Origin of the sequence: Streptomyces sp. CB02009 (assembly GCF_001905825.1) — a bacterium.
Lineage (GTDB): Bacteria > Actinomycetota > Actinomycetes > Streptomycetales > Streptomycetaceae > Streptomyces.
Window position 1 is genome coordinate 131609 of sequence record NZ_LIVV01000009.1, and the last position, 26654, is coordinate 158262.

Annotated in this window: 27 protein-coding genes and 1 riboswitch; of the genes, 8 read left to right on the forward strand and 19 right to left on the reverse strand. The window is 73.8% G+C overall.

What is annotated here, in order from left to right:
- Window positions 1–27 precede the first annotated feature (27 nt).
- From AMK27_RS31335 to AMK27_RS31365, 7 genes are all read right to left on the reverse strand, one after another.
- Window positions 28–942 (reverse strand): Ppx/GppA phosphatase family protein, encoded by a 915-nt coding sequence (locus tag AMK27_RS31335; RefSeq protein WP_073915861.1) that lies wholly within the window; start codon window positions 940–942, stop codon window positions 28–30.
- Window positions 939–1490, reverse strand: a complete 552-nt coding sequence (locus AMK27_RS31340; RefSeq protein WP_073915863.1) for a DUF501 domain-containing protein — start codon at window positions 1488–1490, stop codon at window positions 939–941. Before AMK27_RS31340 ends, AMK27_RS31335 begins: the two co-directional genes overlap by 4 nt.
- 41 nt (window positions 1491–1531) lie before the next feature.
- On the reverse strand, window positions 1532–2002 hold the full coding sequence (locus tag AMK27_RS31345) for an FtsB family cell division protein (protein WP_073915866.1): 471 nt from the start codon (window positions 2000–2002) through the stop codon (window positions 1532–1534).
- 118 nt (window positions 2003–2120) lie between these two features.
- Window positions 2121–3407, reverse strand: coding sequence for a phosphopyruvate hydratase (gene eno / locus AMK27_RS31350; RefSeq protein ID WP_073915869.1), 1287 nt, complete (start codon window positions 3405–3407; stop codon window positions 2121–2123).
- A 384-nt stretch (window positions 3408–3791) separates the two neighbouring features.
- Window positions 3792–4511, reverse strand: coding sequence for a LysM peptidoglycan-binding domain-containing protein (locus AMK27_RS31355; RefSeq protein ID WP_073915872.1), 720 nt, complete (start codon window positions 4509–4511; stop codon window positions 3792–3794).
- 3 nt (window positions 4512–4514) lie between these two features.
- Window positions 4515–4688, reverse strand: a riboswitch (cyclic di-AMP (ydaO/yuaA leader).
- A gap of 258 nt (window positions 4689–4946) precedes the next feature.
- Complete coding sequence (locus AMK27_RS31360) at window positions 4947–6062, reverse strand: LysM peptidoglycan-binding domain-containing protein (protein WP_073915875.1); 1116 nt, start codon at window positions 6060–6062, stop codon at window positions 4947–4949.
- A 149-nt stretch (window positions 6063–6211) separates the two neighbouring features.
- Complete coding sequence (locus AMK27_RS31365) at window positions 6212–7519, reverse strand: cytochrome P450 family protein (RefSeq protein WP_073915878.1); 1308 nt, start codon at window positions 7517–7519, stop codon at window positions 6212–6214.
- A gap of 96 nt (window positions 7520–7615) precedes the next feature.
- Here AMK27_RS31365 and AMK27_RS31370 point away from each other — a divergent pair, with 96 nt between their 5' ends.
- Window positions 7616–8815: a globin domain-containing protein gene (locus tag AMK27_RS31370; protein WP_073915880.1), complete on the forward strand. Its 1200-nt coding sequence runs from the start codon at window positions 7616–7618 to the stop codon at window positions 8813–8815.
- 183 nt (window positions 8816–8998) lie between these two features.
- Here the strand turns inward: AMK27_RS31370 and AMK27_RS31375 are convergent, their stop codons facing one another.
- From AMK27_RS31375 to AMK27_RS31385, 3 genes are all read right to left on the reverse strand, one after another.
- Window positions 8999–9964: a nucleoside triphosphate pyrophosphohydrolase gene (locus AMK27_RS31375; RefSeq protein WP_073915883.1), complete on the reverse strand. Its 966-nt coding sequence runs from the start codon at window positions 9962–9964 to the stop codon at window positions 8999–9001.
- Between the two features lie 19 nt (window positions 9965–9983).
- Entirely contained in the window at window positions 9984–10628 is a 645-nt protein-coding gene (locus tag AMK27_RS31380) for a SurA N-terminal domain-containing protein (protein WP_073915886.1), read from the reverse strand.
- A gap of 80 nt (window positions 10629–10708) precedes the next feature.
- Window positions 10709–11740, reverse strand: coding sequence for a glycosyltransferase family 2 protein (locus AMK27_RS31385; RefSeq protein ID WP_241847656.1), 1032 nt, complete (start codon window positions 11738–11740; stop codon window positions 10709–10711).
- Window positions 11741–11866: 126 nt separating this feature from the next.
- Here AMK27_RS31385 and AMK27_RS42060 point away from each other — a divergent pair, with 126 nt between their 5' ends.
- On the forward strand, window positions 11867–14560 hold the full coding sequence (locus AMK27_RS42060; RefSeq protein WP_241847657.1) for a YfhO family protein: 2694 nt from the start codon (window positions 11867–11869) through the stop codon (window positions 14558–14560).
- On the opposite strand, the gene AMK27_RS41345 is transcribed toward AMK27_RS42060, so the two are convergent.
- The 3 genes from AMK27_RS41345 to AMK27_RS31410 all read right to left on the reverse strand — a co-directional run bounded on the left by AMK27_RS41345 (window position 14550) and on the right by AMK27_RS31410 (window position 16449).
- On the reverse strand, window positions 14550–15062 hold the full coding sequence (locus AMK27_RS41345) for a hypothetical protein (protein WP_143204892.1): 513 nt from the start codon (window positions 15060–15062) through the stop codon (window positions 14550–14552). The genes AMK27_RS42060 and AMK27_RS41345 overlap by 11 nt on opposite strands.
- A 113-nt stretch (window positions 15063–15175) precedes the next feature.
- Entirely contained in the window at window positions 15176–15718 is a 543-nt protein-coding gene (locus AMK27_RS31405) for a GNAT family N-acetyltransferase (RefSeq protein WP_073915892.1), read from the reverse strand.
- Complete coding sequence (locus AMK27_RS31410; RefSeq protein ID WP_073915896.1) at window positions 15715–16449, reverse strand: DUF2625 domain-containing protein; 735 nt, start codon at window positions 16447–16449, stop codon at window positions 15715–15717. The genes AMK27_RS31405 and AMK27_RS31410 overlap by 4 nt, the downstream gene beginning before the upstream one ends.
- A gap of 150 nt (window positions 16450–16599) precedes the next feature.
- Here AMK27_RS31410 and AMK27_RS31415 point away from each other — a divergent pair, with 150 nt between their 5' ends.
- Complete coding sequence (locus AMK27_RS31415) at window positions 16600–16935, forward strand: DUF6980 family protein (RefSeq protein ID WP_445194886.1); 336 nt, start codon at window positions 16600–16602, stop codon at window positions 16933–16935.
- Between the two features lie 101 nt (window positions 16936–17036).
- A complete protein-coding gene (locus AMK27_RS31420; protein ID WP_079188652.1) occupies window positions 17037–17615 on the forward strand; it encodes a MepB family protein in 579 nt (192 codons plus the stop codon).
- 88 nt (window positions 17616–17703) lie between these two features.
- Here AMK27_RS31420 and AMK27_RS31425 read toward each other — a convergent pair whose 3' ends face one another.
- From AMK27_RS31425 to AMK27_RS31435, 3 genes are all read right to left on the reverse strand, one after another.
- Complete coding sequence (locus AMK27_RS31425) at window positions 17704–18126, reverse strand: PPOX class F420-dependent oxidoreductase (protein WP_073915899.1); 423 nt, start codon at window positions 18124–18126, stop codon at window positions 17704–17706.
- Window positions 18127–18241: 115 nt separating this feature from the next.
- Window positions 18242–19453 (reverse strand): serine hydrolase domain-containing protein, encoded by a 1212-nt coding sequence (locus tag AMK27_RS31430; protein ID WP_241847658.1) that lies wholly within the window; start codon window positions 19451–19453, stop codon window positions 18242–18244.
- 113 nt (window positions 19454–19566) lie between these two features.
- Complete coding sequence (locus AMK27_RS31435) at window positions 19567–20463, reverse strand: alpha/beta hydrolase (RefSeq protein WP_079188660.1); 897 nt, start codon at window positions 20461–20463, stop codon at window positions 19567–19569.
- A gap of 119 nt (window positions 20464–20582) precedes the next feature.
- Between AMK27_RS31435 and AMK27_RS31440 the strand changes: the two genes are divergently transcribed.
- The 4 genes from AMK27_RS31440 (at window position 20583) to AMK27_RS43110 (ending at window position 23625) form a co-directional block, all read left to right on the forward strand.
- Window positions 20583–21725 carry a helix-turn-helix domain-containing protein gene (locus AMK27_RS31440; RefSeq protein ID WP_073915906.1) on the forward strand — a complete coding sequence of 381 codons (1143 nt, stop codon included), beginning with the start codon at window positions 20583–20585 and terminating at the stop codon, window positions 21723–21725.
- Between the two features lie 144 nt (window positions 21726–21869).
- Window positions 21870–22343 (forward strand): hypothetical protein, encoded by a 474-nt coding sequence (locus AMK27_RS43105; RefSeq protein WP_073915909.1) that lies wholly within the window; start codon window positions 21870–21872, stop codon window positions 22341–22343.
- A 98-nt stretch (window positions 22344–22441) separates the two neighbouring features.
- Window positions 22442–23110 (forward strand): RNA polymerase sigma factor, encoded by a 669-nt coding sequence (locus AMK27_RS31450; RefSeq protein ID WP_445194887.1) that lies wholly within the window; start codon window positions 22442–22444, stop codon window positions 23108–23110.
- Window positions 23107–23625, forward strand: a complete 519-nt coding sequence (locus AMK27_RS43110) for a hypothetical protein (RefSeq protein ID WP_073915914.1) — start codon at window positions 23107–23109, stop codon at window positions 23623–23625. The genes AMK27_RS31450 and AMK27_RS43110 overlap by 4 nt, the downstream gene beginning before the upstream one ends.
- A gap of 111 nt (window positions 23626–23736) precedes the next feature.
- Here AMK27_RS43110 and AMK27_RS31460 read toward each other — a convergent pair whose 3' ends face one another.
- The 3 genes from AMK27_RS31460 to AMK27_RS31470 form a co-directional block, all read right to left on the reverse strand.
- Window positions 23737–24132, reverse strand: coding sequence for an LppU/SCO3897 family protein (locus AMK27_RS31460; protein WP_073915917.1), 396 nt, complete (start codon window positions 24130–24132; stop codon window positions 23737–23739).
- 121 nt (window positions 24133–24253) lie between these two features.
- Window positions 24254–25942 carry a serine/threonine-protein kinase gene (locus AMK27_RS31465; protein WP_073915920.1) on the reverse strand — a complete coding sequence of 563 codons (1689 nt, stop codon included), beginning with the start codon at window positions 25940–25942 and terminating at the stop codon, window positions 24254–24256.
- Window positions 25939–26625, reverse strand: a complete 687-nt coding sequence (locus AMK27_RS31470) for a hypothetical protein (protein WP_073915922.1) — start codon at window positions 26623–26625, stop codon at window positions 25939–25941. The genes AMK27_RS31465 and AMK27_RS31470 overlap by 4 nt, the downstream gene beginning before the upstream one ends.
- Window positions 26626–26654: the final 29 nt, after the last annotated feature.

Here is a 26654-nt window from a genome sequence, read left to right on the forward strand (position 1 = left end):
CCTCCGGGGGGCGTCGATAGGTGCCCACTATGCGACGGATAGGGCGATCCCATCGAGGATGTCGTGCTCGCTGACGACGACCTCGTGCGCTCCGACCCGCTCGACGATCTCCCTCAGGACGATCGCGCCGGCGATGATCACGTCCACCCGGCCGGGGTGGATGACGGGGATCGCGGCCCGCTCGGCGTGCGTGGAGGCGAGCAGCCGGTCGGTGACCTCGGCGACCTGGGCGGCGGAGATCCGCGCGTGGTGGATCTTCTCGGAGTCGTACTCCGGGAGCCCGAGGGCGATGGCGGCGACCGTGGTGACCGATCCGGCGAGGCCGACGAGGGTCTCGGCGGTGTCGATCGGGACGGTCCCGGCGGCCAGGTCGAGCGCGGCCCGGACGTCGGCGCGGATCGCGTCGGCCTCCTCCGCGGTCGGCGGGTCGTGCCGGACGTGCCGCTCGGTGAGCCGGACGCAGCCGATGTCGACGGAGCGGGCCGCCTCGACGTGCCGGTTGCCGACGACGAACTCGGTCGAGCCGCCGCCGATGTCCACGACCAGCCGGCGGTCGTCGCCGTGCAGCTCGCCGGTGGCGCCGGTGAAGGAGAACGCGGCCTCCTGGTCGCCGGTGATCACCTCGGGTTCGACACCGAGGATCTCCACGACCCCGTTCACGAAGTCGGCGCGGTTCTCGGCGTCGCGGGAGGCGGAGGTGGCGACGAAGCGCAGCTTCTCGGCGCCGAGGTCCTTGATGACCTCGGCGTACGCGCGGCAGGCGGCGAAGGTCCGCTCCAGGGCCTCGGGGGCGAGCCGGCCGGTCTTGTCGACGCCCTGCCCGAGCCGGACGATCGTCATCCGGCGGTCCAGCTCGATCAGGTCGCCCGTCTCGGGGTGGACGTCGGCGACGAGCAGGCGGATGGAGTTCGTACCGCAGTCGATTCCGGCGACCCGGGTCACCGCGCCTCCTCCTTCTTCTCCTCGTCCTGGTCCGCGCACGGCGTGACGCAGGCGCCCTTCGCCCACCACTCCGGCAGCATCGCGAGCGCCTCGTCGCCGAACGGGTTCACGCCCGGTCCCGCGGCCAGCGAGTGGCCGACGAGGACGTGCAGGCACTTCACGCGGTCCGGCATGCCGCCGGCGCTCGGGAAGCCCTCCAGGACCTCGATGGCGTCACGGCGCGCGATGTAGTCCTCGTGGGCGGCCCGGTAGGCGGCGGCGAGCTCCGGGTCGGTGGCGAGCCGGGCCTGCATCTCCTTCATGACCCCGTTGGCCTCCAGGGTCCCGATGGCCGAGGCCGCCCGGGGGCAGGTCAGGTAGTACGTGGTCGGGAACGGCGTGCCGTCGGGGAGCCGGGGCGCGGTCTCGACGACGTCCGGGTTGCCGCACGGGCAGCGGTGCGCGATGGCGCGCAGGCCGCGGGGCGGCCGGCCGAGCTGGAGCTCGAAGGCGGCGATGTCCCGCTCGGTGGGCTCGGTGCGTTCGGTCTGCGGAGGGGGCGTGTCCATGTGTGTCTCGGTTGCCTTGCTCGTCTGGTGCGGAGGAGGGGTCAGGGACGGTCGGCGCGGTCGACGCCGTCCCAGAGGTTGTCGTACCAGGGGCGGTCCGCCGCGCCCTGGTCGCCGCGGGGCCGTTGCTCCGCGTCGGGGTCGTTCACGGTGAAGCCGGTCTCGCCGGGCAGCACGTAGTGGAGGTGCTCGCGGGCGAGGCGGCGGACGTACGCCGGGTCCTGGAGCCGGGCCTTCTCGTCCCTGAGCTCCTCGACGCGGCGGGCGGCCTCGGCGGCTCTGCGCTCCTGCTCGGCAATCTCGCCCTGCTGGGAGACGTAGCTCCGCATCGGGTAGGCGAGCGCCACGACGAGGGAGCAGACGACCAGGGCGAGGAAGGCCGCGCGGCCGGTGAGCCGGGAGCGGCGGGCCTGGCGGCGGGTCTGGGAGCGGTAGACACGGGCGGCGGTCTGCTCGCCGAGCAGTCTGATCCGGGTCGCGGTGGAGAACCGGTCCCGGTCCTTCGCGGCCATGTCGTGTCGCCTCCCCTGTTCACGCGGACGTCCCCGCACACGGTACGGGACCGAGTACGGGGACGTACGGAAGCTGCCCTGCGGAGAGGTTCAGCCGTCGATCAGCCTTGCGGGGTGATCAGCCCTTGAAGCGCGGGAAGGCGCTGCGGCCGGCGTAGACCGCGGCGTCGTCGAGGATCTCCTCGATGCGCAGCAGCTGGTTGTACTTGGCGACGCGGTCCGAGCGGGCCGGGGCGCCGGTCTTGATCTGACCGCAGTTCACGGCGACCGCGAGGTCGGCGATGGTGACGTCCTCGGTCTCGCCGGAGCGGTGGGACATCATGCACTTGAAGCCGTTGCGCTGGGCGAGCTCGACCGCGTCGAGGGTCTCGGTCAGCGAGCCGATCTGGTTGACCTTGACCAGGAGGGCGTTCGCGGTGCCCTCCTCGATGCCGCGGGCCAGGCGCTCCGGGTTGGTGACGAAGAGGTCGTCGCCGACGATCTGGACCTTGGTGCCCAGCTTGTCGGTGAGGACCTTCCAGCCGGCCCAGTCGTCCTCGTACAGCGGGTCCTCGATGGAGACCATCGGGTACGCGGAGACGAGCTCCTCGTAGTACTCGGTCATCTCGGCGGCCGAGCGGGACTTGCCCTCGAACTCGTACGTGCCGTCCTTGTAGAACTCGGACGCGGCCACGTCGAGCGCGAGCGCGACGTCGGAGCCCGGGGTGTAGCCGGCCTCCTTGATGGCCTCGACGATGAGGTCGAGGGCGGCGCGGTTCGACTCCAGGTTCGGCGCGAAGCCGCCCTCGTCGCCGAGACCGGTGGAGAGGCCCTTGCGCTTCAGCACGGCCTTGAGGGTGTGGTAGATCTCGGCGCCCCAGCGGAGGGCCTCGGAGAAGGACTCCGCGCCGATCGGGGCGATCATGAACTCCTGGATGTCCACGTTGGAGTCGGCGTGCGACCCACCGTTGAGGATGTTCATCATCGGAACGGGCAGCAGGTGCGCGTTCGGGCCGCCGAGGTAGCGGAAGAGCGGGAGGTCCGAGGCCTCGGACGCGGCGTGCGCGACGGCGAGGGAGACGCCGAGGATGGCGTTGGCGCCGAGGGAGCCCTTGTTCTCGGTGGCGTCCAGGTCGAACATGGCCTGGTCGATGAGGCGCTGCTCGGTGGCGTCGTAGCCGACGAGCTCCGGGCCGATCTGCTCGATGACGGCGAGGACGGCCTTCTCGACACCCTTGCCCAGGTAGCGGTTCGGGTCACCGTCGCGAAGCTCGATGGCCTCGAACGCACCGGTGGAGGCGCCGGACGGAACAGCAGCACGACCGGTGCTGCCGTCGTCGAGGCCGACCTCGACCTCGACCGTGGGGTTGCCTCGGGAGTCCAGGATTTCCCGGGCTACGACGACGTCGATGGACGGCACGAGCATCTCCTTTTTGGGATGTGACGCTGGATGTGACGCAAGGTCGGTGCAGGGTCGCTTGGCCTTGCGACAAGAGCCTAACCGGCTCGGGGGCTCCGGCCAGCCGGGCGCCCGCCCCCTGGGACGAAAAAGGACCCAAGGGCAGGCATGTCGGGACGAAGGGCCTCAGATCTACCGGCTGGTAACCGTGTCGGCCGTCCGGTGTTCCCGCAGGCCGCCCCCTCCCTACCGCTGCCGGCTCCTCCGACTGCCGGTCTCTCCGCTACGTCTCCGGAAACGGGGGAACCCCGGCCCGACGCGCACGGGGGAGTGGCGCGCCGGGCCGGGGTGGTCACCGCGGGAGGGTCGGAGGGGCCGCGTGAGCCGCCGGACTCACGCGAGCCGCCGGGCTCACTTCAGGTGAAGCTGCTGGCCCGGGTAGATCAGGTCGGCGTCGTCGACGACGTCCTTGTTCAGCTCGAAGAGCTTGGCCCAGCCGCCCTTGACGCCGTGCGCCTGGGCGATCGTGCTGAGGGTGTCGCCGGCCGTGACCTTGTACTCGCCGTCACCCTTCTCGACCTTCTTGCCGGTCGGGGTGGTGACGGTCTTCTTCGCGGCGGCCTGCGGAGCGGCCTGCTGCTGCGTGGCCTTCTTCGGGGCCTGGCGCTGCTCGCTGCGGGTGGTCGGCTGCTCGGCCTTCCGCTCCGGCTGCTGGGTGCTCTGCTGCGGCGCGCTCTCGGCGGCACCGGTGTTCGGCGAGGCGCCGGAGAGGCCCACGCCGCAGGACGGCCAGGCGCCCTTGCCCTGGCCCGCGAGGACCTTCTCGGCGACGGCGATCTGCTGGGACTTCGACGCCTGGTTGGCGGTCGCGGCATAGGCGGTGCCGCCGTACGCGGCCCAGGTGGAGGCGGAGAACTGCAGGCCGCCGTAGTAGCCGTTGCCCGTGTTGATGGACCAGTTGCCACCGGACTCGCACGCGGCGACGGTGTCCCACTCGGAGACCGTGGCGGCCGAGGCGGTGCCCGCGGTCATCAGCGGGGCGGCGACGGCGACACCGGTGACGCCGACGAGCGTGACGACCTGGGTGGCCTTGGAGGGACGGCGGTGTTTGCCCTTACCGGAAAACAGCATGGAGATTCTCCTCACCGACGCCTGTGAGGTGAGCTGTCGGGTTCGGGCCGGAAAGTTGCCCGGCCGCGTGTCCTAGCACGCGGCTTCACCCCAAGCCGTTCGCCGGCCGTCTGTCTCAACGGCCGGGACCGGCACTTACCTTGGGTCCCCCACTCCTGCCTTCGGCGCTTGCGCGACGACTGTTCCCATCGGCCGACGGCAGGATTCGGCGTTTCGGTCGACGGGGCCCGCGGTGGCGAGCGGTGACGACCGTAGACACAGACCCACCGGAAGTTCAAAGAGGCGTATTGCGGAAATAACGCCCCTGCTTGCCTTCCGGTGGGGGGTGTTTGTGCAGGTGGGAGGTGACGGGAGCAAAGTTTGCGGGCGGGACACGCCAGTTGGGGTGAAGAGACCCATGTCTCACTTGCCCAGAACAGGACATACGCCCCCGAATCACTCTGCCGACACGGTCGAACCGTTCGTCAGGTCGAGGGCCTGACCAGGGAGGATGAGGTCCGGATCCTGGCCCACGGTCTGCCGGTTGGCGTCGTAGAGGGCGGTCCAGCCTCCGGGGAGTTCGTTCTCCTGTGCAATGTCGGACAGATTGTCGCCCGGCTGCACGAGGTATGCGTCCGACTTGCCCTGACTGTCCGTTGCGTCCGATTCCTTCGACGCGTCAGCCGGGGACTTCTCCAGGGGCTTTTCAGTCAACTTGCTGTCGGATGAGGCATGTCTACCCGATTCGGTAGAACTGTCCGGGTTGCCGGTTTCCTCCGGAGCGGCGTCACCCCGGTGCTTGCCGGTTCCGGGCGTGGTCGACGACACGTCGTCCGTCGGCCCGCCGGGCGCGGTGGCCCCCGGCTCGCCGGACGTACCGGGCGTAACCGGCGTAACGGACTCATCGGGCGTGCCCGGAGTGGTGGGCACCGTCGGGTGGCTCGGGTCGGTCGACACGGAGGGGCTCGTCGGGGTCGTCGGCGTGACGGGAGCGGTCGGCGAGACGGGAGTGGCGGGCGCGGTCGGCGAAGCCGACTCAGTGGCCTTCTTCGCGCTCTCGGGCGCCTTGGACTCCTTCGCCTCCTCCGCGGACCCCTCGGAGGTCCCGGGAAGGCCCGTGGTCCAGTTCGACTCGGGAACCGGGCCCGTGGGGGCCTTGGGGACGCTCGCGGGGCCGGGGTCCACGCCGGGCGCGGTGCCGTCGTTCGTCAGGCCGGCGATCGGCGCGCAGGTGGCCCACTCGGTGGAGCCCTTCGCAAGGGCCTTCTCGGCCACCGCGATCTGCTGGGCGCGGCTGGCCAGGTCGGGGCTGGGCGCGTACGTCAGGCCGCCGTTCCGCTCCCAGCTGTCCTGGGTGAACTGGAGCCCGCCGTACATGCCGTTGCCGAAGTTGGCGCTCCACTGGCCGCCGGACTCGCACTCGGCGACGCGGTCCCACGTGGCGGCGTCGGCCGCGGAGGCGGACCCGGTGGCGAGCAGCGGCAGCGCCATGGCGGAGCCGGTCACGCCCGCGGCGACGACGATTGCGGGGGCCTGACGGGGGCGACGGTGACGTCCGTTCCCGGAACGCATAGGAGCGCCTTTCGCGTGACGACTGTGTGGACGACCCGAGTTGCCGACGTGGCCGAATTACTCAACCACGTTGACGAACCGAGCTGACGGGGAAGGTAGCCGTATTCGAACGCTCATCACAAGTCGATGCACCCGCGATCACGTGAAGATCACATTTCTGAGGGGCCGTCACTTCGTGGAGGTCGTGCGGAAGGGGAGAACTCCACCGGAAGCGTGCGCAATCCCCGCATGATGAGCCCTCCCCGCCAGCGCAGTTCCTCGGGATCGGCGGCAAGTCGCAGGTCCGGAAGCCGCGTCAGCAGGGTGGCGAGCGCGGTCTGTCCTTCGAGCCGCGCGAGCGGCGCGCCGAGGCAGTAGTGGATGCCGTGCCCGTACCCGAGGTGCTGGTTGTCGCGCCGGGCCAGGTCCAGGACGTCCGGCCCGTCGAACCGCTCCGGGTCCCGGTCCGCGGCGGCGAGCACCACGAGGACGGGGTCGCCCGCCGGGATGTCCTGCCCGCCGATGGTCAGCGGCTCGGTCGCGTACCGCCAGGTGGCCATCTCCACCGGCCCGTCGTACCGCAGCAGCTCCTCGATCCCGGTCTCCAGGAGACCGGTCTCCCCCGCCGCGACCGACGCCTGGAGCAGCTCGCGCTGCTCGGGGTGGCGCAGGAGCTGGTACATGCCGTTGCCGATGAGGTTGACGGTCGTCTCGAAGCCGGCGAAGAGAAGGATGAACGCCATGGCGGCGGCCTCGTTCTCGGTGAGGTGCTCGCCGTGGTCGGAGGCCTTGATGAGTCCCGAGATGAGGTCCTCGCCGGGCTCCTCGCGCTTGCGGTGGATCAGCTCGGCGAGGTAGCCGCGCATCTTCTTCACCGACCGCGCGACCCCGCCGCGCGGGCCGCCGCCGTGCCGGATCATCATCCCGGCCCAGTCGCGGAAGTCGTCCTGGTCCTCCTCGGGCACGCCGAGCAGGTCGCAGATCGCGTAGATGGGGAGCGGGAAGGCGAACTCGTGGATGAGGTCCGCGCTCCCCTTCTCCGCGAAGGCGTCGATGAGCCGGTCGGTCAGCTCCTGCACGCGCGGGGTGAACTCGGCGACCCGGCGCGGGGTGAAGGCCTTCGAGACGAGCCGCCGCAGCCGGGTGTGGTCCGGCGGGTCGATGTTGAGCAGATGCGTCATCAGCTCGGCCTTGCGCTCGCCCGGGATGCCCGTCTTGCCCTTGGCGTGCGGGGACTCGTCGTGGTGCGCGGGGTTCTTGGAGAGCCGCTGGTCGGCGAGCGCCTGCCGGGCGTCGCCGTACCGCGTCACCAGCCAGGCCTCGACCCCGCTGGGCAGCGTCGTCCGGTGCACGGGCGCGTGCTCCCGGAGCCAGGCGTACGCGGGATACGGATCGCTCGCGAACTCCCAGGTGAAGAGCTCGGGAGCGGGCGACGACACGGGGCAGGAGGCGGGACCGGTTCCGGGGGTGGTGCTCACTCCCCGACCGTACAGGGCGGTCCGGAAGGCGAGGTCTGCCGGATCCTGTGATCAAGAAGGGGGTGGTGCCCTAGATTCTTGTCGGTGGATCCTCAGATGCTCAGAAGCACGTTCGCTGTCGTCGAGAGACGGGCCGAACACGCCGTCACCTTCTTCTACTCGCATCTTTTCTGGAACAACCCCGCGCTGCGCGAGCTGTTCCCCGAGGACATGCAGCCCCAGCGGGACCGGCTCTTCGCCGCGCTCACCCATGTGGTGACCCATCTGGAGTCGCCGGGGCTCGCCGCGTACCTGGGGCAGCTGGGCCGCGACCACCGCAAGTTCCTCGCCTCCCCCGCGCTCTACGCCGCCGTCGGGACGAGCCTGCTCGCCGCGTTCGCGCACGCCGCCGGGGCCGCCTGGAGCCAGGACGCCGAGAAGGCCTGGACCGAGGCGTACGGGCATGTCGCCGACCTGATGCTGGCGGGCGCCGAGGAGGCGGCCGGGGCCGGGGAGCCGGCCTGGTGGGACGCGGACGTCCTCCGGCACGAGCGGTACGGCGAGGACCTGGCCGTCCTCACCCTGCGGCCCCGGCAGCCCTTCCCCTTCCTGCCCGGGCAGTACGTCAGCGTCAGCTCGCTGCGCGTGCCGCGCGTCTGGCGCACCTACTCCCTCGCGGACGCGCCCCGCCCCGACGGCACGGTCGAACTCCATGTGAGCCGGATCCCGGGCGGCGCGATGAGCACGGCCCTCGTCGACGGGACCGGTCCGGGCGAGACGCTGCGGCTGAGCGCGCCCGGCGGCGGCCTCACCGCGTGCACGGAGCCGGGCGGACTCCGTACCTATATATGCGCGGGTACGGGCTGGGCGCCGGTGAAGGCGCTCCTCTCCGAGGCGGCGGAGGCCGAGCCGGAGCTGAAGGGGCGGCTGTTCGTGGTGGCCCGCGCGAAGGAGTACCTGTACGGCCGGCGGGACGCGGAGCGACTGCAGAAACGTCTCAGCGGACTCAGCGTCACCTACATCACCTCGGCCCCCGGCCACCGCAAGGACCAGGCGACCGAACGGCTCCTCCAGGCGCTGCGGGCCTGCGTCCACTGGCCCTCGCACGACGTCTACCTGGCCGGCCCGCCGGGCTTCCTGACCGAGGTCGCCGAGGTGCTGGTGGAACTGGGCACCGACCCGTACCGGATCCACCACGACACCCTGCAGCCGGTGGGCCGCTTCACCTTCCGCCCGAACACCCCGGCGGAGCGGCTCCTGGGCCCGCCGCCCCCGCTCTGGCACAACCCGGGCGCCCGGGCACCCCGCGAGCCCTGAGACCTGCCGCGGCCGAAGCGCTGTTCCGGTCCCGGTCGCCGGCTCTGGTCCCGATCCCGGTCCCGGTCCCGATCCCAGCTCTGAGCCTCAGCCCGGTCCTGGTCCCGATCCCGGTCCTGAGCCTCAGCCAGGTCCCGACCCCGGCCCTCGCCCCCCGGTCCGGTCCGGTCCGGCCGCGAACCGCTACGCCGTCACACCCTCCGCCGCGCGGATCGCGTCCCGGTACGTCCGGGCCGCCGCGCGCAGCGCCGCCTCCGGGTCCACCCCCTCCGCCTCCGCGCGGACCGCGAGGGCGAGCAGCTCGTACCCGATGCCCCGGTCCGCCGGGAGGGCCACGTCGAGACCCGCCACGCGCGCCCGGCCGCCGAGCTTCGCCGCGAGCGCGAGCCCCGGCTGCCCCAGCGGCACGCCGTCCGTCACGGACTCCCGCTGCTTCTCGATGGCCTTGGTGCGCAGCCAGTGGGCGCGTACGTCCTCCGGCGTCTCGGCCGTCGCGTCCCCGAAGACGTGCGGGTGCCGGTGGATCAGCTTCTCGGCGAGGTCGCCGGCGACGTCGTCCAGGGAGAAGGGGTCCTCCGGGTCCTCCTCGGCGATCCGGGCGTGGAAGACCACCTGCAGGAGGACGTCCCCGAGCTCCTCGCGCAGCGCGTCCCGGTCGTCGTCCTCGATCGCCTCGACGAGCTCGTACGCCTCCTCGATGCCGTACTTGACGAGCTCCTTGTGCGTCTGGCGCGAGGACCACGGGCACTCGCGCCGGATGCGGTCCATGATCTGCACGAGGTCGAGGAGCCGGGCGCCGGGCAGGTCGTACGAGCCGGGCAGCAGTTCCAGGTCGGGCATCGAGTAGCGGCCCGAGCCGGCGAGCCGGGCGAGCCCGTCGGTCAGCGCCCGGTCGCCCTCGCCGGAGGGCAGCAGCAGGACCGTACGGCCTCCGGCGCACGCCTCGACGAGCTGCTCGGCGGTGGGCCGGAGGTGCTCGACGGCGACCCCGGCCTCCCGCAGGTACGGCAGCTGGGGGTGGTGCTCGTCGGGGCAGAGCACCCGGTCCGCGGCGCGCAGCGCCTGCCAGGCGGGCCAGGACAGCAGTCCGGGTGCCACGCGGTGGCTGGCGGTGAGCAGAACGATGCGGCCGGGGCTCTCAGATGTCACCCCTTGAACTTACTCCGCCTCACGCACCGGCCGGGACGGCGCCCGGGTCCTGGCTGATCTGCCGCAGCCAGGGCGCGGTGGTGCTGCCGAGCCGGACCTGGGCGTCGTCCCAGGCGCCGTACCGCGGGTTCACGTCGATGTCGAGGTCCTTGGAGGCGGCGGAGAAGACCTCCGTCAGCTTCCGCTGGCCCTCCGGGGTGTCCGTGACGCCCAGCTTGGCGGCGATCTTGTTCATGAGGACGTTGCGGCGGACGACGTCGTCGATCTCGCCGGGCGCCACGCCCTGCTCCTGGAGCAGGACGTCGGCGAGCCGGTCCTCGCCGCCGCTCTCGCGGACGAACGCGGTCCTGGTCTCCTGGAGCTCGGCGCGGCTGACGCCGACGCCGTTGTCCGCGGCGACCTTGTCGACGACCCGGTCGAAGATCATGACGTTGAGCTTGCGGCGGGGCAGGTCACCGGTGGCCTGGACGAGCTGGGTGGCCTGCGGGGAGCGCTCCTGGGCGGCGCGCACGTCCTGCACCTGCGCCTGCAGGCTGGAGACGTCGATCCGCTCGCCGCCGACGACGGCCGCCGCTCCTGGGTGGGCGTCACTGCCGCAGGCGGTGAGCAGCGGGGCCGCGGCGAGCAGTGCGGCGGAGACGGTGAGCGCAGTGCGGCGGTGCAAAGGAGCCTCCCGGGCTGGTCGTGCGTCAGTTGAACGACCTTGCGGTGATCGATGTTAGGGAGTCGCCCGGGCCGGAGCCACTACTTCGGTGCGACTGTTTCCCACAACGACTCACCGGCACCGCGGGTGTCGGCCGGTACCCGACCCGTGTCCGCCCCCTCGCGCGCCCCTTCGTACGTCCCTTCGTACGCCCCCTCGTGCGTCTCCTTGACCAGGTAGTGCGGCCGTCGCTTGACCTCGTAGTAGATGCGGCCGACGTACTCGCCGATCAGTCCGACCATCACCATCTGCACGCCGGCGAGGGCGGTGACGGCGACGAGGAGGGTCACGTAGCCGGGTGTGTCGACGCCGTTGACCAGCGCGTCCCCGACGATCCAGGCCGCGTAGCCGAGGGCGACGAGGACGAGCAGGAGACCGAGGTGGACGGCGGCCCTGAGCGGCTTGTTGTTGAAGGAGAGGAGGCCGTCGAGGCCGTAGTTGAGGAGCTTGCCGAAGGTCCACTTGGAGCGGCCCTCCTCGCGGACGGCGTTCTCGTACGAGAACGTCGTCGTCCGGAATCCGACCCAGGAGAAGAGGCCCTTGGAGAAGCGGTTGTACTCGCCGAGACCGAGGACCGCGTCGACGGTGCGGCGGGACAGGAGCCGGAAGTCCCCGACGCCGTCCACGAGCTCGACGTCGACGAGCCGGTTGATCGCCCAGTAGTAGAGGCGGGCGGTCAGGGTGCGGGTGACGCGGTCGCCCTCGCGGGTGCGGCGGGCGACGACCTGGTCGTACCCCTCGGCGTGCAGCGCGACCATGCGGTGCACCAGCTCCGGCGGGTGCTGGAGGTCGGCGTCCATGATCACGACGGCGTCGCCCGCGGCGTCGCGGAGGCCGGCCAGCATCGCCGCCTCCTTGCCGAAGTTCCGGCTGAAGGAGACGTACCGGACGTGGCGGGGGTCGCGCGCGGCGAGCTCCTGGAGGAGGGGGAGCGTCCCGTCCCGGCTTCCGTCGTCGACGTAGACGATCTCGAACTCGCCGTCGAATCGGGCGAGTTCGGTGGTCACGTGGTCATGGAAACGGGCGAGGACGTCTTCCTCGTTGAAGCACGGGACGACGATCGAGAGCAGCACGCGGACCACGACAACGGAGCCCGGTGTCCCGGCCGGTCCGCATGGATGGCGTGCAGAAGACCATTGAGTGAACGAGGCCGCGGGGAACGGACTTTCCCGTGCGGACGCTGGCATATTCGACGGGTCATGTCGCACGCCACTCGAACGCGGGGCTCGGCCCAGCCCGCCCTCCCACCGACCGCCCCCGCACCGACCGCCGCGGCCCGCGCGGCCCGGCTCACGGCCGAGGGCCCGCGCTCCCTGCTCCTCGCCGCGCTGCTCACCGTGCTCGCCGTCTGCGGCGGCGACGCCGCCGCCCGGGTCTTCCCCTTCGGACCGCGCCACCGGGCCGTCAACGACCTCGCGAACCAGTTCGTGCCGTTCCACGCACACCTGTGGGACCTGCTGCGCGGCCGGGCGGACGGCGGCCTGCTGCTCGACTGGCAGGCCGGCTGGGGGACGAGCTTCCTCCCCGACTACGGCACCTACCTGTCCAGCCCCTTCGCACCGCTGGTCGCGCTCTTCCCGCGCGGGGACATCGAGTACGCGGTGTACGGGATCACCGTCCTGAAGACCGCCGTCGCCGCGGCGGCCATGACGTACCTGCTGCGCCGCCTCGGCCCCGGCACCTGGTGGTGGGCGTCCGCCCTCGGCGCCTCGTACGCGCTCTGCGGCTGGTCGCTCGCGGAGGGCACGTACAACCCGATGTGGCTGGACGGCCTGATCGCCTTCCCGCTGCTCTGCCTGGTGGGCGAGTGGGTACGGGAGGGCAGGCGGCCGCTGCTCGGCCCGCTGGTGGTCGCGGTCTGCTGGGTGGCGAACTTCTACACGGCGTACATGGCGACGATCGGGGCGGCCCTGGTCCTCCTGGTGCGACTCCTGACGGCCCGGGCCGGGACGGCGGACGCGGCCGGGGACGCCGCGGCGGGCTCGGCGAGCGGCGCGGGGGCGGGCTCTGCAGCCGGTGCGGCGGGGGAGGTCTCCAGCGCCGGTGGCGGAGGTGCTGGTCCGGCCGGGCGCGGCGATGGCGGGCGCTTCGGCACCGGCGCGCGCCTCGCCGTCGTCCGCACGCTGCTGCGGGCCGGGCTGACGACCGGGATCGGGGTCGCCCTCGCGGCGCCCGTCCTCGTCCCCGTCCTCCTCGGCTCGCGGCACGCCCACCCGGGCCTGGTCAGGGAGTTCGACCCGGCGCCCGCCCCGGACGTCCTCGCCCGGCTGCTCCCCGTCACGTACAGCTTCTCGACCCCGGCGGCCTTCGTCTCCACGGCGGTGCTGCTGCTCGTCGCCGCGCTGCTGTTCCGCCGCGAGATCCCCGGCCGGGAGCGATGGCCGTGGGCCGGCCTGTGCGCGGCGGTCCTGGCCTCGATGCAGTGGGGCCCGACCCACCTCCTCTGGCACGCGTTCGCCACCCCGAACGGCAGCCCGTACCGCCAGACCTTCGTCCTCTCCGGTGTCCTCGTCCTCACCGCGTGGACCGGCTTCGCCCACGGCCGTCCGGGCCGCCGGGCCCTGCTCGGCGGGGCGGCGGTCGTCGCGGCCCTGTCCCTCGGCTCGCTCCCGAGCTCCTTCCTCACGTCCTGGGCACTCGTCCTCACGGCCGCGGGCCTGGCGGCGGTGGCGGCCGCGCTGCTGCTCCCGCGCCGGGGCCGGTACGGAGTGCTCGCCGCGCTCCTGGTGATCGGCACCGTCGTCGGCCAGGCGGCGGCGACGACCGCGTACGCCGACCGGGAGCGGCCGGCCCGGCTCGACGACTACCCGCCCTGGGGCGCCGGGCAGCAGCGGCGGGCGGACGCCCTCGCGGAGGCGGACGGCTGGCCCACGTACCGCACGGACCCGGGACTGCCCCGGGTCGCGGGCAACGACCCGCTGCTCCTGGGCGGCCAGGGCGCCGCGTACTACAGCAGCCACACCCCGGCGGTCCTGACCGGGACGCTGACCGCGCTGGGCGGCGGCTGGACCTCCCGGGGCCGGAACCTGCTGAGCCTGGACAACCCGGTGACGGACGCCCTGTTCGGCGTGGGGGCGAGGTGGCGGGACGGGACGGTGGTCCGCGCGGAGCCGTCGGCGCCGCCGCTCCCGCTGGTGACGGTACGGCCGCCGGGACCGGCCCCGGCCTACGGCAGGTCCCCCTTCCGCAACCAGGAACTCCTGCTGGGCGCCCGGGTGTACGAGGCCCCGGGGGCGGGCGGCGCGTGCCGGGTCGGCACGGAGGTCTTCCTCTGGGCCCCGGACGCGACGGGCCCGGCCCGCCTGGGCGGCTACGAGACGCGGCTGCTCGGCGGCCGGCCGAAGCGGCTGGCGGCGCTGACGTCCCTGGGCGTGCAGCAGCGGGAGGGGACCGCGCCCCGGGTCCCGCCCGGCGGGCGCGCCGAGATCGCCTGCCTGGACCACGACCGCCTGCGCGCGGCCGTGGCGGGGCTCCGCGCCCGGGCGGCGACGAGGATCGACGTCCGCGACGACGGCCTGACGGCCACGCTGCCGCCGGGCGTGACGGGCACGGCGGTGGTGGCCGCCCCGAGGATCGCCGGCTGGCGCTGCGAGGGCGGGAGGGCGAGTGCGTACGGCGGCCTGCTCGCCGTCGGCGTCCGTCCGGGGACGACGACCGTGAGCTGCCGCTTCCGCCCGCCGGGCCTGCGGGCCGGGCAGGCGGCGGGGGCGGCGGGCGTACTGCTGCTCGCCGCGTCCCTGTGGCTCGGCGCCCGGGGCCGCCGGAGGGTGGAGGGGCCGGTCCCGCTCCGCCCCCGGCGCCCGGGGCCGCCGGGGGCGGAGCGGCCGGTCCATACCGCTCAGCCCGAGGCGGCCGGAAGGCGGAGCGGTCGGTCCATCCCGCTCAGCCCGTGACCGCGACGACGCGCCAGCCGACCGCGCCCGAGGCGCCGGCCCGGCCGTCGACGGCGAGGGGGAGTTCGGCGGGCGCGCTCGCGATCCGGTGCGTCACGGTCACGCCGTCGCAGGGCACGGCCTCGGTCGCCTCGCCGCCGACGACGGGCACGACCGTGCCTTCACCGACGCAGACGACGGCCAGCTGGTAGGCGGACCCCTTCGTCAGCCGGGACCGGTGGTGCACGCCGTCCTCCACCCGCTCGACCCCGGACTCCACGAACGCGGGAGCGTCCGGGGAGATCGTGTCCAGGACGTCCTTGACGCGCTTCTCCTGCGCGGCGGCCGCCGCCGTGCCACGGCCCGGGGGCGTGGCGGCGGCGGGCGTCGACGCGGTGGGCGGGGCGGACTCGGCGGGCTTGGCGGATGCCGGGGCGGGCCCCGGCTCCGTGCATCCGACGGCTCCGACCGACAGCAGCCCGAGCGCGGCCCCCGTCAGCAGATACGCACGCATTCTGGTCATCAGCAGTCTCCCCCTGGTCGAACGGTCCGACCAGCGACGCTAGGTCACACCCCCGGGCCGGGGAACGCCAATTCGATTTCCCTGAGGAAGAGTTGAGGAACCGTCGGCGGCCTTCAGCCCGACACCCGCCGCTCCCACCTGACCTCGCCCTCCACGGTCCGGTCCGTGGGCGCGAGGCCGGCCGCAGCGGCGACCGCCGCCGACGCCGCGTGGTCCGGGTGGACATGGGCCACGATCGTCCGCGCGCCGTGCTCCACGAGCAGCGCGACCAGACCCTCGGCCGCCTCCCGTGCGATGCCCCGGCCCTGCCACTCCGTGCCGACCACCCAGGCGACCTCCGCGCCCCGCCCGTCCTCCGTGACCGTCGCCTGCACGGTCCCGGTGAGCCGGTCCTCGGCGCGGAGCCGGACCACCCAGTTGCCCCAGACCGTCGCCGGGTCGGGCGACCCGGCCGCCAACCGCCCGTACCGGGCGCGGAGTTCCGGCGGGCTCAGCGGGGTGCCGCCGATGAAGGCGTGCAGGGCGGGGTCGGCGAGGACGCCCGCCATCTCCTCGGCGTGCGCGACGGCGAGCGGGACGAGGTCGAGGCGGGAGGTCCGCACCGTACGCGCGGCCACCCCGCTCCCCTCCCCCGCGCTCCCCTCTCCCCCACTCATACGTTCCCCAGGAAACCGGGGTCGCTCTCGTCGAGCCCCACGCTCGTCTCCCGCGCGAAGTCCAGGAGTTCCGCCATCGTCACGACGCGGCGGCTGGTCGCGGCCAGGTCCTGGTGCGCCTCCGCCGACCACAGCGGCGGGTAAAGGGTGAGCCCCCGGTCGCCGTCCAGCCGGCGGACCTCGTCCTGCCAGCCGGGCCAGCGCAGACCCTCGTAGAACTCCTCCGTGCCGCCGGACAGCACCCACGACAGCCAGGCCCCGTATCCGGCGCCGAGCGCCTCCCAGCTCAGCGAGTCCGGCGCGAAGTACACCATCTCGCCGGGCTGCCCCGGCAGCCCGACCTGGTCCGCGGGCCCGCCCTGGAGGACGAACACCCCGCCGAGCACGTCGTGGGCCACGACGAGCCCGGCCTCGGGCCGCCACCCCGGATCGGCCGCGGCGTCCGCGGGGAAACCGTTGACCTGCGCGAGCGACGGCAGCCGCCGGTCGTTGTCGGCGGCCGGGCTGCCGTACACCCGCAGCCAGCCGTCGTCTACGAACGCCCCGCCGCTGTGGAGGACGAACGCCCCCAGGAACGACCGCACGGTCACCTGCGTCCGCAACAGCGCGGCCGCACCCCGCACCGCGTCGGCGCCCAGCACCTCGACGGTCACGGCCGCGGCCCGCAGCTTCTCCCCGAGAACCGGCCAGGCCGGGTCCTCGACCTCGATCAACTCACTCAGTTCACGCACGGGGGCATGCTCGCACGCCCACGTGCACGATCAGGCCACCCGGCCGCTCGCTACTCTTCCCGCGGGACGCACGACATTCCCCGACCCCCACGGTCATCGTCGGCACGGACGAGAGGTGTGTCCGGGCCGGCCACCCACTCGACGACAGCCATGGAAGAGAAGACGCACACGATGACCGAGCACTGCTGCGAGACGATGAACCGCCTGGTAGACGTGGAATGCGACCAGCACGAAGACCCCTTCGACTGCCCGGACACACTGATCGGCTTCAGCGCCAAGTTCCAGGAGTACGGGCTGCTGATCCACGACGGCGGCACGTCGAGCGTCACCGTCGAGTTCTGCCCCTGGTGCGGACGCCGGCTCCCCGAGTCGCAGCGGGACCGGTGGTTCGACGAGCTGGAGCGCCGCGGGATCGACCCGTGGGAGGACGAGGTCCCGGCCGAGTTCCAGGACGAGCGCTGGCTGGCGGAGCTGCCTCAGGACTGATTTCCGGCATCTGATGCCTGGGGCCTTGGGGCCTGGGGGGGTGACTCGGGAGGTCGGGCGGTGGGGCGGCCGGGCGGTGGCTCCGTGGCAGGGTGGGTTTCATGACGACCGGCTCCGCGCGCTCCCCCGACCCGACCGATCCCGCCGATCCCGCCGGCCTCGCCGCCTCGCTCCCCGGTGACCTCCTCGCGGTGCGGGCGCTCGTCTTCGGGCCCTGCGGTCTCGTGTGCTCGGAGGCGGTGCCGGAGGCCGAGTCCGCCGACTACGCGGCCCACGCGCTCGTCCTCGACGGCCGCGCCGTCCGTTTCCGGGTGGCGAAGACGACGCCCACCAAGGTCGGCCAGTTCGTCACCGTGTGGAAGAGGTCGCCGGCCGGACCGATCGCGCCGTTCGACACCGCGGACGGCATCGACCTCGTCGTCGTCAGCTGCCGGGACGGCCGGCACGCGGGCCGCTTCGGGCAGTTCGTCTTCCCGGTGGAGGCGCTCCGCCGGCACGGCGTCGTCTCGGAGAACGGGTCGGGCGGGAAGCGCGGGTTCCGTGTCTACCCGCCCTGGGTGACCACGGCCAACGGCCAGGCCTCCCGTACGCAGGCCTGGCAGCTGGACCACTTCCTGGACGTGCCCGAGGACGGCACACCCCTCGACCTGGTACGGGCCCGCGCGCTGTACGGCCGCTGACCGCCGGGCCACGGGCCTACGGGGATACCGGGCTACGGGGTTACCGGGCTACGGGGTTACCGGGCTACGGGGTTACCGGGCTACCGGGCTACGGCCGAGCGGTCCTGGCGGCGCTGCCCAGGATCCGGGTCGGCGTGATGCGGACGACCACGCGGACGTGATCCGCCGGAGCCTCCTCGTACTCCTTGCCGCCGCCCGGACCGAGGTACTCCTCGGCGATGCGGACGGCCACCGCCCGGCCGGTGTCCTCGGTGACGGTGGCGGTGCCGCGTATCTCCACGTACAGCTCGGGGTCGGCGGGATCGAAGACGGTCAGGCCGACGCGCGGGTCCCTGAGCATGTTCCGCGCCTTGCGCCGGCTCTCCGTGGTGGAGATCAGCAACTCGCCGCCGTCGCGGCTGACCCACACCACCGAACTCTGCGGGGAGCCGTCCGGTTGGAGGGTGGCGAGCACGGCCATGTGCGGGGCGTCGAGCAGGCCGCGTACGGCGTCGTTCATCTCAAGGGTCATGCCTGGGAGGCTATGCGGGCGCCCGGCCGGACGCACCGGATTACCTGCGGGGCGGCCCGGCTCGCCAAGCGACTCGGCGGCTTGGCGGCCTTCCGCAGCGGCCGCGGCCGCGGGATCACGCGTCGCAGAGCGACCGGTCGTACAGCGACTTCAGGGCCGTGTCGACGGGGTGGGGCTGCGTGGCTCCCTCCGCGCTCCGGGCGTTCCAGCGCTGGAGGTTGACCGCCACCGACATCTGGCGGCCCCCGTCCGCCCGCGTCAGGGAGATCGTGCCCGCTCCCCAGACCGTGCCGTCGTGTCCCCAGAACGTGCCGCAGCCGGGGAGGACGACCTTGTGCAGGCCGAGACCGTACTCGATCATCGTCCCGTCCAGAGCGCGGACCGGGACCGTACGTTGCATCTGCGCCAGCGACGACCGGCTGACGATGCCGCCGTCGAGCAGCCGTGCGTAGAAGCGGTTGAGGTCGTCCATGGTGGAGACGAGGGCGGCCCCCGTGCCCGTCCACGACATGTTGTAGACGCTGTAGTCGCGCGGCGGTTCGAGCAGACCCCACAGGGACTCGTACATGCGCGGGTGCGGCCCGTCGATCGTCGGCCCGCCCGGGAACCCGGTGTGCCGCAGCCCCGCGCGCTCGATGACGTGACGGGTGATGTAGCGCTCGGCGGTCGTTCCGGTGACCCGTTCCAGGAGCCGGCCGAGCAGCAGCCAGTTGGTGTTGGAGTACACGCCGGTGGGACCGCCGGGCTCGCCCGCGGGCGGCGCCGCGAGCCCCAGCGCGATCAGCTCCTCCGGCCGGAACTCACGGAAGCGGTTCTCGTCCAGGCTGGCGGGCGAGTTCCGCTGGAGGGAGGGGAAGGCGTACGCGATGTAGTCGGGGATGCCGCTCGTGTTGTTGAGGAGCATCCGGACGGTGATCCGCCGGCCCCGCTCCCCCGGTACGAGGTCGGGCAGATACGCGCCGACGGGCGCGTCGAGCCGGATCCGGCCCCGCTCGACCTGCTGCATGACGGCCGCCGCGGTGAAGGTCTTGGTGATGCTCCCGACCCGTTGCCGCATGTCGGGGCTCACCGGCCGTCCGGTGGCGAGGTCGGCGACCCCGGAGGCCCCGCGCCAGGTCCGGCCTGCGTCCCGCACCTCGTCGAACACCCCGGGGACGCCCGCCCGGTGGACGGCGTCCATGGCGGTGCGCAGCCGGGCCGGGTCGAGCCGGGACGGTGCCGCCGCCGGGTGCGGGGCGGGCCCGGCGGCCGCCACCGTGCCGACGCAGGCGGCGAGCGCGGTCACTCCCGCGATCAGGGAGAGGCGGATCTTCGATCGGAGTTTCACGGCGTACGGACTCCTTCGGACGGGGAGGGGTGAGGTGGGTGACGTGGGTGACGTGGGTGACGTGGGTGACGTGGGTGAGGTCGGCTGGGGAGGGTGGGGTGGCCGGAGTGGCCTCATCCGGTCAGGGCCCGGCGCAGGACCGCGCCGAGTTCCGCGTTCTGCCGCTGCGAGACCTCGGCGGAGAGCAGCGCCTGCGAGCCGTGGAAGGTGCCGGGCCACTGGTGGATCTCCACCGACACCCCCGCCTGGAGCAGGCGAAGCCCGTACGCCAGGCCCTCGTCCCGGTTCGGGTCGAACTCGGCGGTGGCGAGGTAGGCCGGCGGCAGCCCGGTCAGGTCCTCGGCGCGGGCCGGGGCCGCGTACGGGGTCGCGGGCCGGCCGCCCAGGTAGTGCTGCCACGAGGCCAGGGCCTTGGACCGGTGGAACCACGGGGTGTCGGTGAAGTTCAGCGCCGACCACGAGTCCTGCCGGCCGTCGAGCCCCGGCTGGTTGAGCAGTTGGAAGCGGATCGGCGGCCCCTGCCGGTCGCGGGCCCGCAGGGCCACGGCGGCGGCGAGGTTGGCGCCGGCGCTGTGGCCTCCGACCGCGATGCGGTCCGGCTCGACGCCGAGCGCGGCGGCGTGTCCGACGGCCCACTCCAGCACGGCGTACGCGTCGTCCAGGGCGGCCGGGTAGGGGTGTTCGGGGGCGAGCCGGTAGCCCACCGAGATCACCACCGCTCCGGAGGAGGCCGCGATCCGGCCGGCCCACGGGTGTTCGGTGTCCAGGTCGCCCATGAGGAATCCGCCGCCGTGCAGCCAGATGACGGCGCCCCGGGCCCCGTGCGGGCGGTAGACCCGTACCGGCACGGGCGGTTCGGCCGGAACCACGTGGTCCTCGACGTCCATGTCCGTGGTGTCGGGGGCCGGTACGGCGGCGGCCAGTCGGGCGAAGTCCTTCCGCGCGGTGACCGGGTCGGCGAGGTCGGTGCGGGGGAAGAACGGTACGAAGGCTTCGAGTTCGGGGTCCATGACGGTCATCCTCGGGGAGCCGCCCGCGCCGGGTCGTCCGCCGTCCGTCGGGCATCGGGAGCCGATCGCGCGCCGATCGGCGCAACCGTCCCGCCGCCCCGTCCTCCTATCCTGCTGCCATGGAGGCTTTGGCCGTACGGCTGTCTGGACTCGATCCGTACGTCGACGGCGCGCTCCGCATCGTCGCGTTCTACGACACCCTGATGCGCAGGCGGGTGGACCTTCCCGCGCTCGCCCGGGCCTCCGCCGGTCTCGCCGAGTGCGTCGCCGGCGTCGGACTCCGCGGCACCGGGCGGACGATCCGCGTCGGGCCCGACGGCCGCGAGGCCCCCGGCACTGCGGGGCCCGCGTCCGGCACGGTCCCGGTCGTCCTCGACGAGGAGGAGATCGGCACGGTGTGGCTGGAGCGGGCCGGGCCTGCCGGGCCGCTCGACGAGGTGCTGCTCGACCGGCTGGCCCTCGCCGTGGCGGGAGCCGTCGAACGGTACGGTCCGGCCCGTACGACCATGGCGGACCCCGCGCTCGTCGAGCTGGTCATCGGCGCCGAGACCGACGAGGCGGCCCGCGCCCGGGCGCTGCGGCTCCTCGGCTTCGCCGCAGGGCCGGTGGTGAGGGTGGCCGCCGTACGGTCGCCGCGACTGCCGCTCGACCAGGTGGGCGGAGCCGTCTGCCCCGGCGGGACCGTGAAGGCGGCGCGGATCGGCGGGGTCGGCGTGCTCCTGGCCTCGGCGGTGGACCGGGACCGGTTCCCGGCGGGCGTCCGCGCGGGCCTGGGCGCGGCGGACCGGCCGGACCTGGCGTGGCGGGAGGCCCGTACCGCCCTGCGGCTCACCACCGCGCGCGAACCCGTTCTCGAACACGCCGAGTTGGGTGCGCTGGCGCTGCTCGCGGAGGTGCCGAGGGAGGTGCTGCGCGGCAACCCCGACGTCGCGGCCCTCGTCCGGCTGGCCGGTGCCCCGGGCGATCCCGAGGAGGATGCCCGGGGGAACGGGGACGGCCGGGAGGCCCAGGCGCCCCGGGAGGCTCGGGAGGCCCAGACGCCCCGGGAGGCTCGGGAGGCGCTGGACACGCTGAACACCCTGGAGGCGTACTGCGCGGCGGGGTCGCTGCGCCGGGCGGCCGACGCCCTGCACCTGCACCACAGCAGCGTGGCCCGTCGCGTCGACCTGATCGGCAGGGCCCTGTCCGTGGACCTCACCACCCCGACGGGCCTGACCAGGGCCCGCATGGCCCTGGCGGCGTGGCGGTTGCTGGGCGACTAGGAGCCGCCGGGCGGGGTCGGCAGAAGGGGCAGGAAACTTTCTCGGAGCCGGTCGCAACCTCGTGGGGTGACGCACGTCTGGTGGGGTGAAGGCGCCCTTCACCCGATCCACCTGACCGTGTCCGTCCCTTCCTCGGGAGAACCCATGTCCAGCCACGCCAAGCGGACCTTCCGCCCCCGCCCCCGCATCCTGGGTGTCATCACCGGCGCCGCGCTCCTTCTCGGTGGCGGCGGCTTCGCCGCGCAGGCCCTCGCCGACTCCGGTCCGCGGCCCGTGCCCGCCGCGCCGAAGGTCGCGGTCCCCGACGCGGCCCCGGCGGCCCCGGCGGCTCCGGCCGCCGCCCCCGCTCCGGCCGTCGCGCCGAAGGCCGTTCCGAAGGCCGCCGTGCCCGCCGCGCCCGCCCCGGCGGCGAAGCCCGTCGCCGCCCCGGCCCCGGGCGCCGCGCCGAAGGTCGTCTCGCCCGGCAAGCCCCGCCCGGCCGCCGTGCCCGCGCCCGTGCCCGTCCCCGCCGACCAGGGGGCTCGCCCCGCCCCTGCCCCGGCCCCGGCGGTCAAGCCGACGGCCGCCCCCGCGCCCGCCCCGGCTCCGGCCGCCCCCGCGCCCCGCGTCCGGAAGTAGCGGCACGCGGTAGCACCGAGGAGCGGGCGGTCCGGCCGGACTTGCGCAGGTCCGGCCGGGCCGCCCCTCCGTCCCGCAACGGATCGAGGACCGTGCAGTTGTCGTACGCCATACCCGTGCCCGTACCCGTCCCCGGACACCCGGACCGGCCGTCGCCCTGGTGGGCCCGGCTGCTCGCCCGCATGCCCCGGACCCGCCCCCGGCCTCGGACCGACGACGCCCCCGGGGCCGTACGGGGAAGGCATCTGCGTGCGGTGGACGGCCCGGAGGACCAGGGGCCGCCGCCCACCCTCACGGAGCTGTACCGGGCACGGCGGCTCGACATGGTGCGGCTCGCGCTGTTCCTCGTCGACGACCTGCACACCGCGGAGGACGTCGTCCAGGACGCGTTCGCCGCCGTGTGCCGGACGTACGGCACCTCCCTGCACGGGCTCCAGGACCCGGGGGCGTATCTGCACACCGCCGTCGTCAACGCCGCCCGTTCCGTACTGCGCAGGCGCCGCACCGCGCGCGCGTATACCCCGCCCCACCCGGTCTCGGAGCCGCCCGTCGACGAGGGGCTGCTGCTCGCCGAGGAGCACCGGTACGTGCTCGACGCGCTCGCGCAGCTGACCCGGCGCCAGCGTGAGGTCCTCGTGCTGCGCTACTGGTCGGAGCTGACCGAGGCGCAGATCGCCCAGACGCTCGGGCTCTCGCGCGGCACGGTGAAGTCGACCGCGAGCCGCGCGCTCGACGCCCTGGAGAAGAAGCTGGAGGCGGGCCGATGAGACCGCGCGCCGAGGACCCCCGCACCGTCACCGAGGAGCGGCTGCGCGCCGCGTTCGCCGCGCGCGCGGCCCTCGTCACGTACCGGGACCTGCGCCGGGACGAGCCCCCGGAGGGGCGGAGCTGGGGGCTGCGGCGGGTGCGCGGCGTCGCCTTCGCCTCGCTGGGTGCCGTCGCCGCGGCCGCGGCCGCCGCGGTCGCGTACCTGCTCCTCCTGGTGCCCGCCGGCACGGTCTCCCCCACCCCGGCGCCGCCCGCCCGGCCCCCGGGGGTCAGCACGTCCCCGGTCACGCCCGAGCCCTCCCCGGTCGCCCCGTCGGTCACCGGGCCGGGCGCGGCCCCCGATCCGGGGGCGGTGCGGCCGTCCGAGAACGGTCCGAAGCCGGGGGCGGTGCCGCAGCCCGGGGCGGAGCCTGAGCCGGGAGCGGTGCCGAAGCCCGGAGCGGAGCCGCAGCCCGGGGCGGAGCCGGCGGACCCGGCGTCCCCGACGGACCCGAGGCCCGTCGGCCGACCGTAGGCGGCGGCCGGGCCCGGTACGCCGGAAGGGTCCGGCACGCAGGAAGGGCCGGAACCCCCGCGGGGGTCCCGGCCCTTCCCGTACGTGCGGGTGCGCGCCGACTGCTTCGCGCTACTTCGCGGCGACCTCTTCCAGGCACAGCACGAACTTGTCCGACTCCAGCTGCTGCGCGAGCGCCGACAGCTCCGCGCCGCACTGGTTCACGTCGAAGGTGTCGTCGATGACCTTGACGACCTTGTACAGGTCGGCCTTGCCCGAGGAGCAGTCCGTGGTGTCGACCTTGGGGTCGTTGTCCGGGCCCGTCACGGTGACGCACTCGCCGGCCTTGGCGTGCACGGGGGCGTCGCCGGTGAGGTACGGAAGGCCGAGCTTCACGCCGAGGGCGAGGGCGATCGCGAGGACGACACCGCCGACCTTCTTGAGGATGCGGCTGCCCTTCTTCGCGGGGGCGGGCTGCTCCGGAGCGAGGGGCTGCTCGGGGGTGAAGGGCGCGGGCGGCGTCGCCATGAGGGATTCCTTGGGGACGTGAACATGATCAGACGCGAACGCTACATGCACCAAAAAGGACAAAGGGGATCACGAAGATCCATTGACCGATCAGTTGTCGAGTCGTGATGCTGTCGCTCCGTCAGGACCGGGACCCCAACTGACGCTGGTGTTCCAGCACGCGTCGCAAGTCCGCCGGAAGCGGGTGATACGGCCCGAACGCCCGCTCCGCGTCGAACAGCAGCCGCTGCAGCTGGTCCTGCCCGGCCGCGTGCTCGCCCGTCGCCACGAGAAGCAGGGCGATCCGCTGCCGGATGTCGAAGGCACGGGCCGGGTCGCCCTCGTAGTACGGCAGCACCGCACGGAACTCGGCGAGCGCGGCGGCCGTCTCCCCCAGCTGCTCCAGACACAGGGCGGCGTCATAACGGAATTGAAGAACCTGCGGATCCGCCGGCCCGGCCTCCGCGTCGCGGTCCGCCGCGAGACGCCGCAACTCGGGCAGCGCGCGCCGGTACTGGCCGTCGTCCATCAGCGTGGACGCGTACTGCTTGCGCAGGATGCGGACGACCGGCGACCGCTCGCCGTGCTCGGCCGCGGCGGCGGGCAGGATCCCGCCGAGCATGTCGACGGCCCGGGTGAGCGCCCCCTCCCCCAGCAGCCGCTTGACCTCGTCGACCGCGGCGGCGACGTCGGGCCGGGCGGGGGCGGCCGGGGGCACGGGAGCGCCATGGGGCGCGGAGGCGGCGGCAGGCACGGGCGCGCCGGCGGCCGGCGGCCGGTAGGAGGACCTCGGGTCGCTCCCGGCAGCGACCGCGGGAGCGGCCACAGGCAGCGACGGCGGGACCTGCACAGGGACGGCGGGTACGACCGGAACGACCGGGACGACCGGCGCCGCCGGAGCCGTTGCCGTCGCCGTCGCCGGGCGGTCCGGCCAGGGCGCGTGCGGGCGGAGGAACGGCCGGGTCGGGTCCAGCGGCCCGGCCGGGGCCCCGCGCGCGGGAAGCAGCGGCAGCAGCCCCTCGTACACCTCGTGCGCACCGGACGGCCGCTCCCGCGGGTCCTTGGCGAGCAGCCGGAGGACCAGCCCTTCGAGCGGCTCGGGCACCTCGGGCCGCAGCTGGCGGAGCGGCACGGGAGGCTCGTACAGATGGCGGTGGAGGACACCGAGCGCCGTGGACCCGGCGAAGGGCACGTTTCCGCTGAGGAGTTCGTGCAGCAGCACGCCGAGCGCGTACAGGTCGGTGGAGGGGCCGACGGCGCCGCCCATGGCCTGTTCGGGCGCCATGTAGGCGGGGCTGCCGATCGGCGAACCGGTGTGGGTGAGGCGCGTGGTGTCGCTGTCCAGGACGGAGGCGACGCCGAGGTCGAGGACGAGGACGGACCCGTCGGGACGGACCATCACGTTCCGCGGCTTGAGGTCGCGGTGCACGATCGGCACCGCGTGGACGGCCGCAAGCACGGCGCACAACTGCGCGGCGACACTGACCGCCCACTCCCAGGGGTACGGGTCGTGCTCGGCGAGGTGGTCGGCGAGGTCGGCGCCCTCGACGTACTGCATGACGAGGTACAGGTCCTCGCCCTCGCTGCCCGCGTCGTGGACGGTGACGAGGCCGGGGTGGTCGACGTGCGCGGTCACCCGGCACTCGCGCACGAAGCGGCGGCGCAGCTCGTCGGCTGCGGTGGCCGGGCCCGTCATGGTGGCCGGCTTGAGCAGCTTCACCGCGACCCGGCGGTCGAGCCTGCGGTCGTACGCCGTCCAGACCTGGCCCATGCCGCCCTGCCCGATGACGGTGGCGAGCTCGTAACGCCCGCCGATCACGCGCCCGTTCATGCCCGGCCGTCGCCTTCCCCGGCCTGCCGGAGCAGGTCGCTGAGCTCGTCGAGCTCGGCGCGGACCTGCTCGATACGGGGGGCGCCCGAGGGAGCGGGCGGGGCGGGGACGGACGGGGGCGGTGTCGCCGGGAGCGGGGTGGAGGCGTACGGATTCGGGCCCGGGCTCGGATGCGGATTCGGGCTCGGGCTCGGCGTCGTCACGGCGGCGGGCGGATAGCCGTACCCCGGGGTGGCGTACCCGGGCGCCGGGTAACCCGGCGGCGGCGTGCCGTACCCGTACGGCTGCGACAGGGGCGGCGACGGCGACGGAACCATGATCACCACCGGGGCCGGCTGGTGGTGGCGGATGTCGACCACCAGGAAGTAGCAGGTCACGAGCGCCATCTGGACCAGCAGCACGATCATGCCGGCGGTGTTCATCCAGGTGCCGGCGAACCGCTGCTCCAGCGGCACCACACACCCGACGTTCAGCACCAACTGGCCCCAGAAGAGGGCCCAGTCGCGCCCGGTGCGCCGCATGATCGCGATCCGGAGCATGGCGACCCACGCGAGGAAGCCGAGCGACAGGACCACCAGGACCGTGATGAGGACCCGGACGGTGATCGTGGCCGCTGTCGGGCCGGTGGCACGCGGCGGCACGGGCGCGGGTGTGGCCGCGGGTGTGGGCACCTGACCGTACATACGACGCTCCCCCAGGACGGACGATCAGG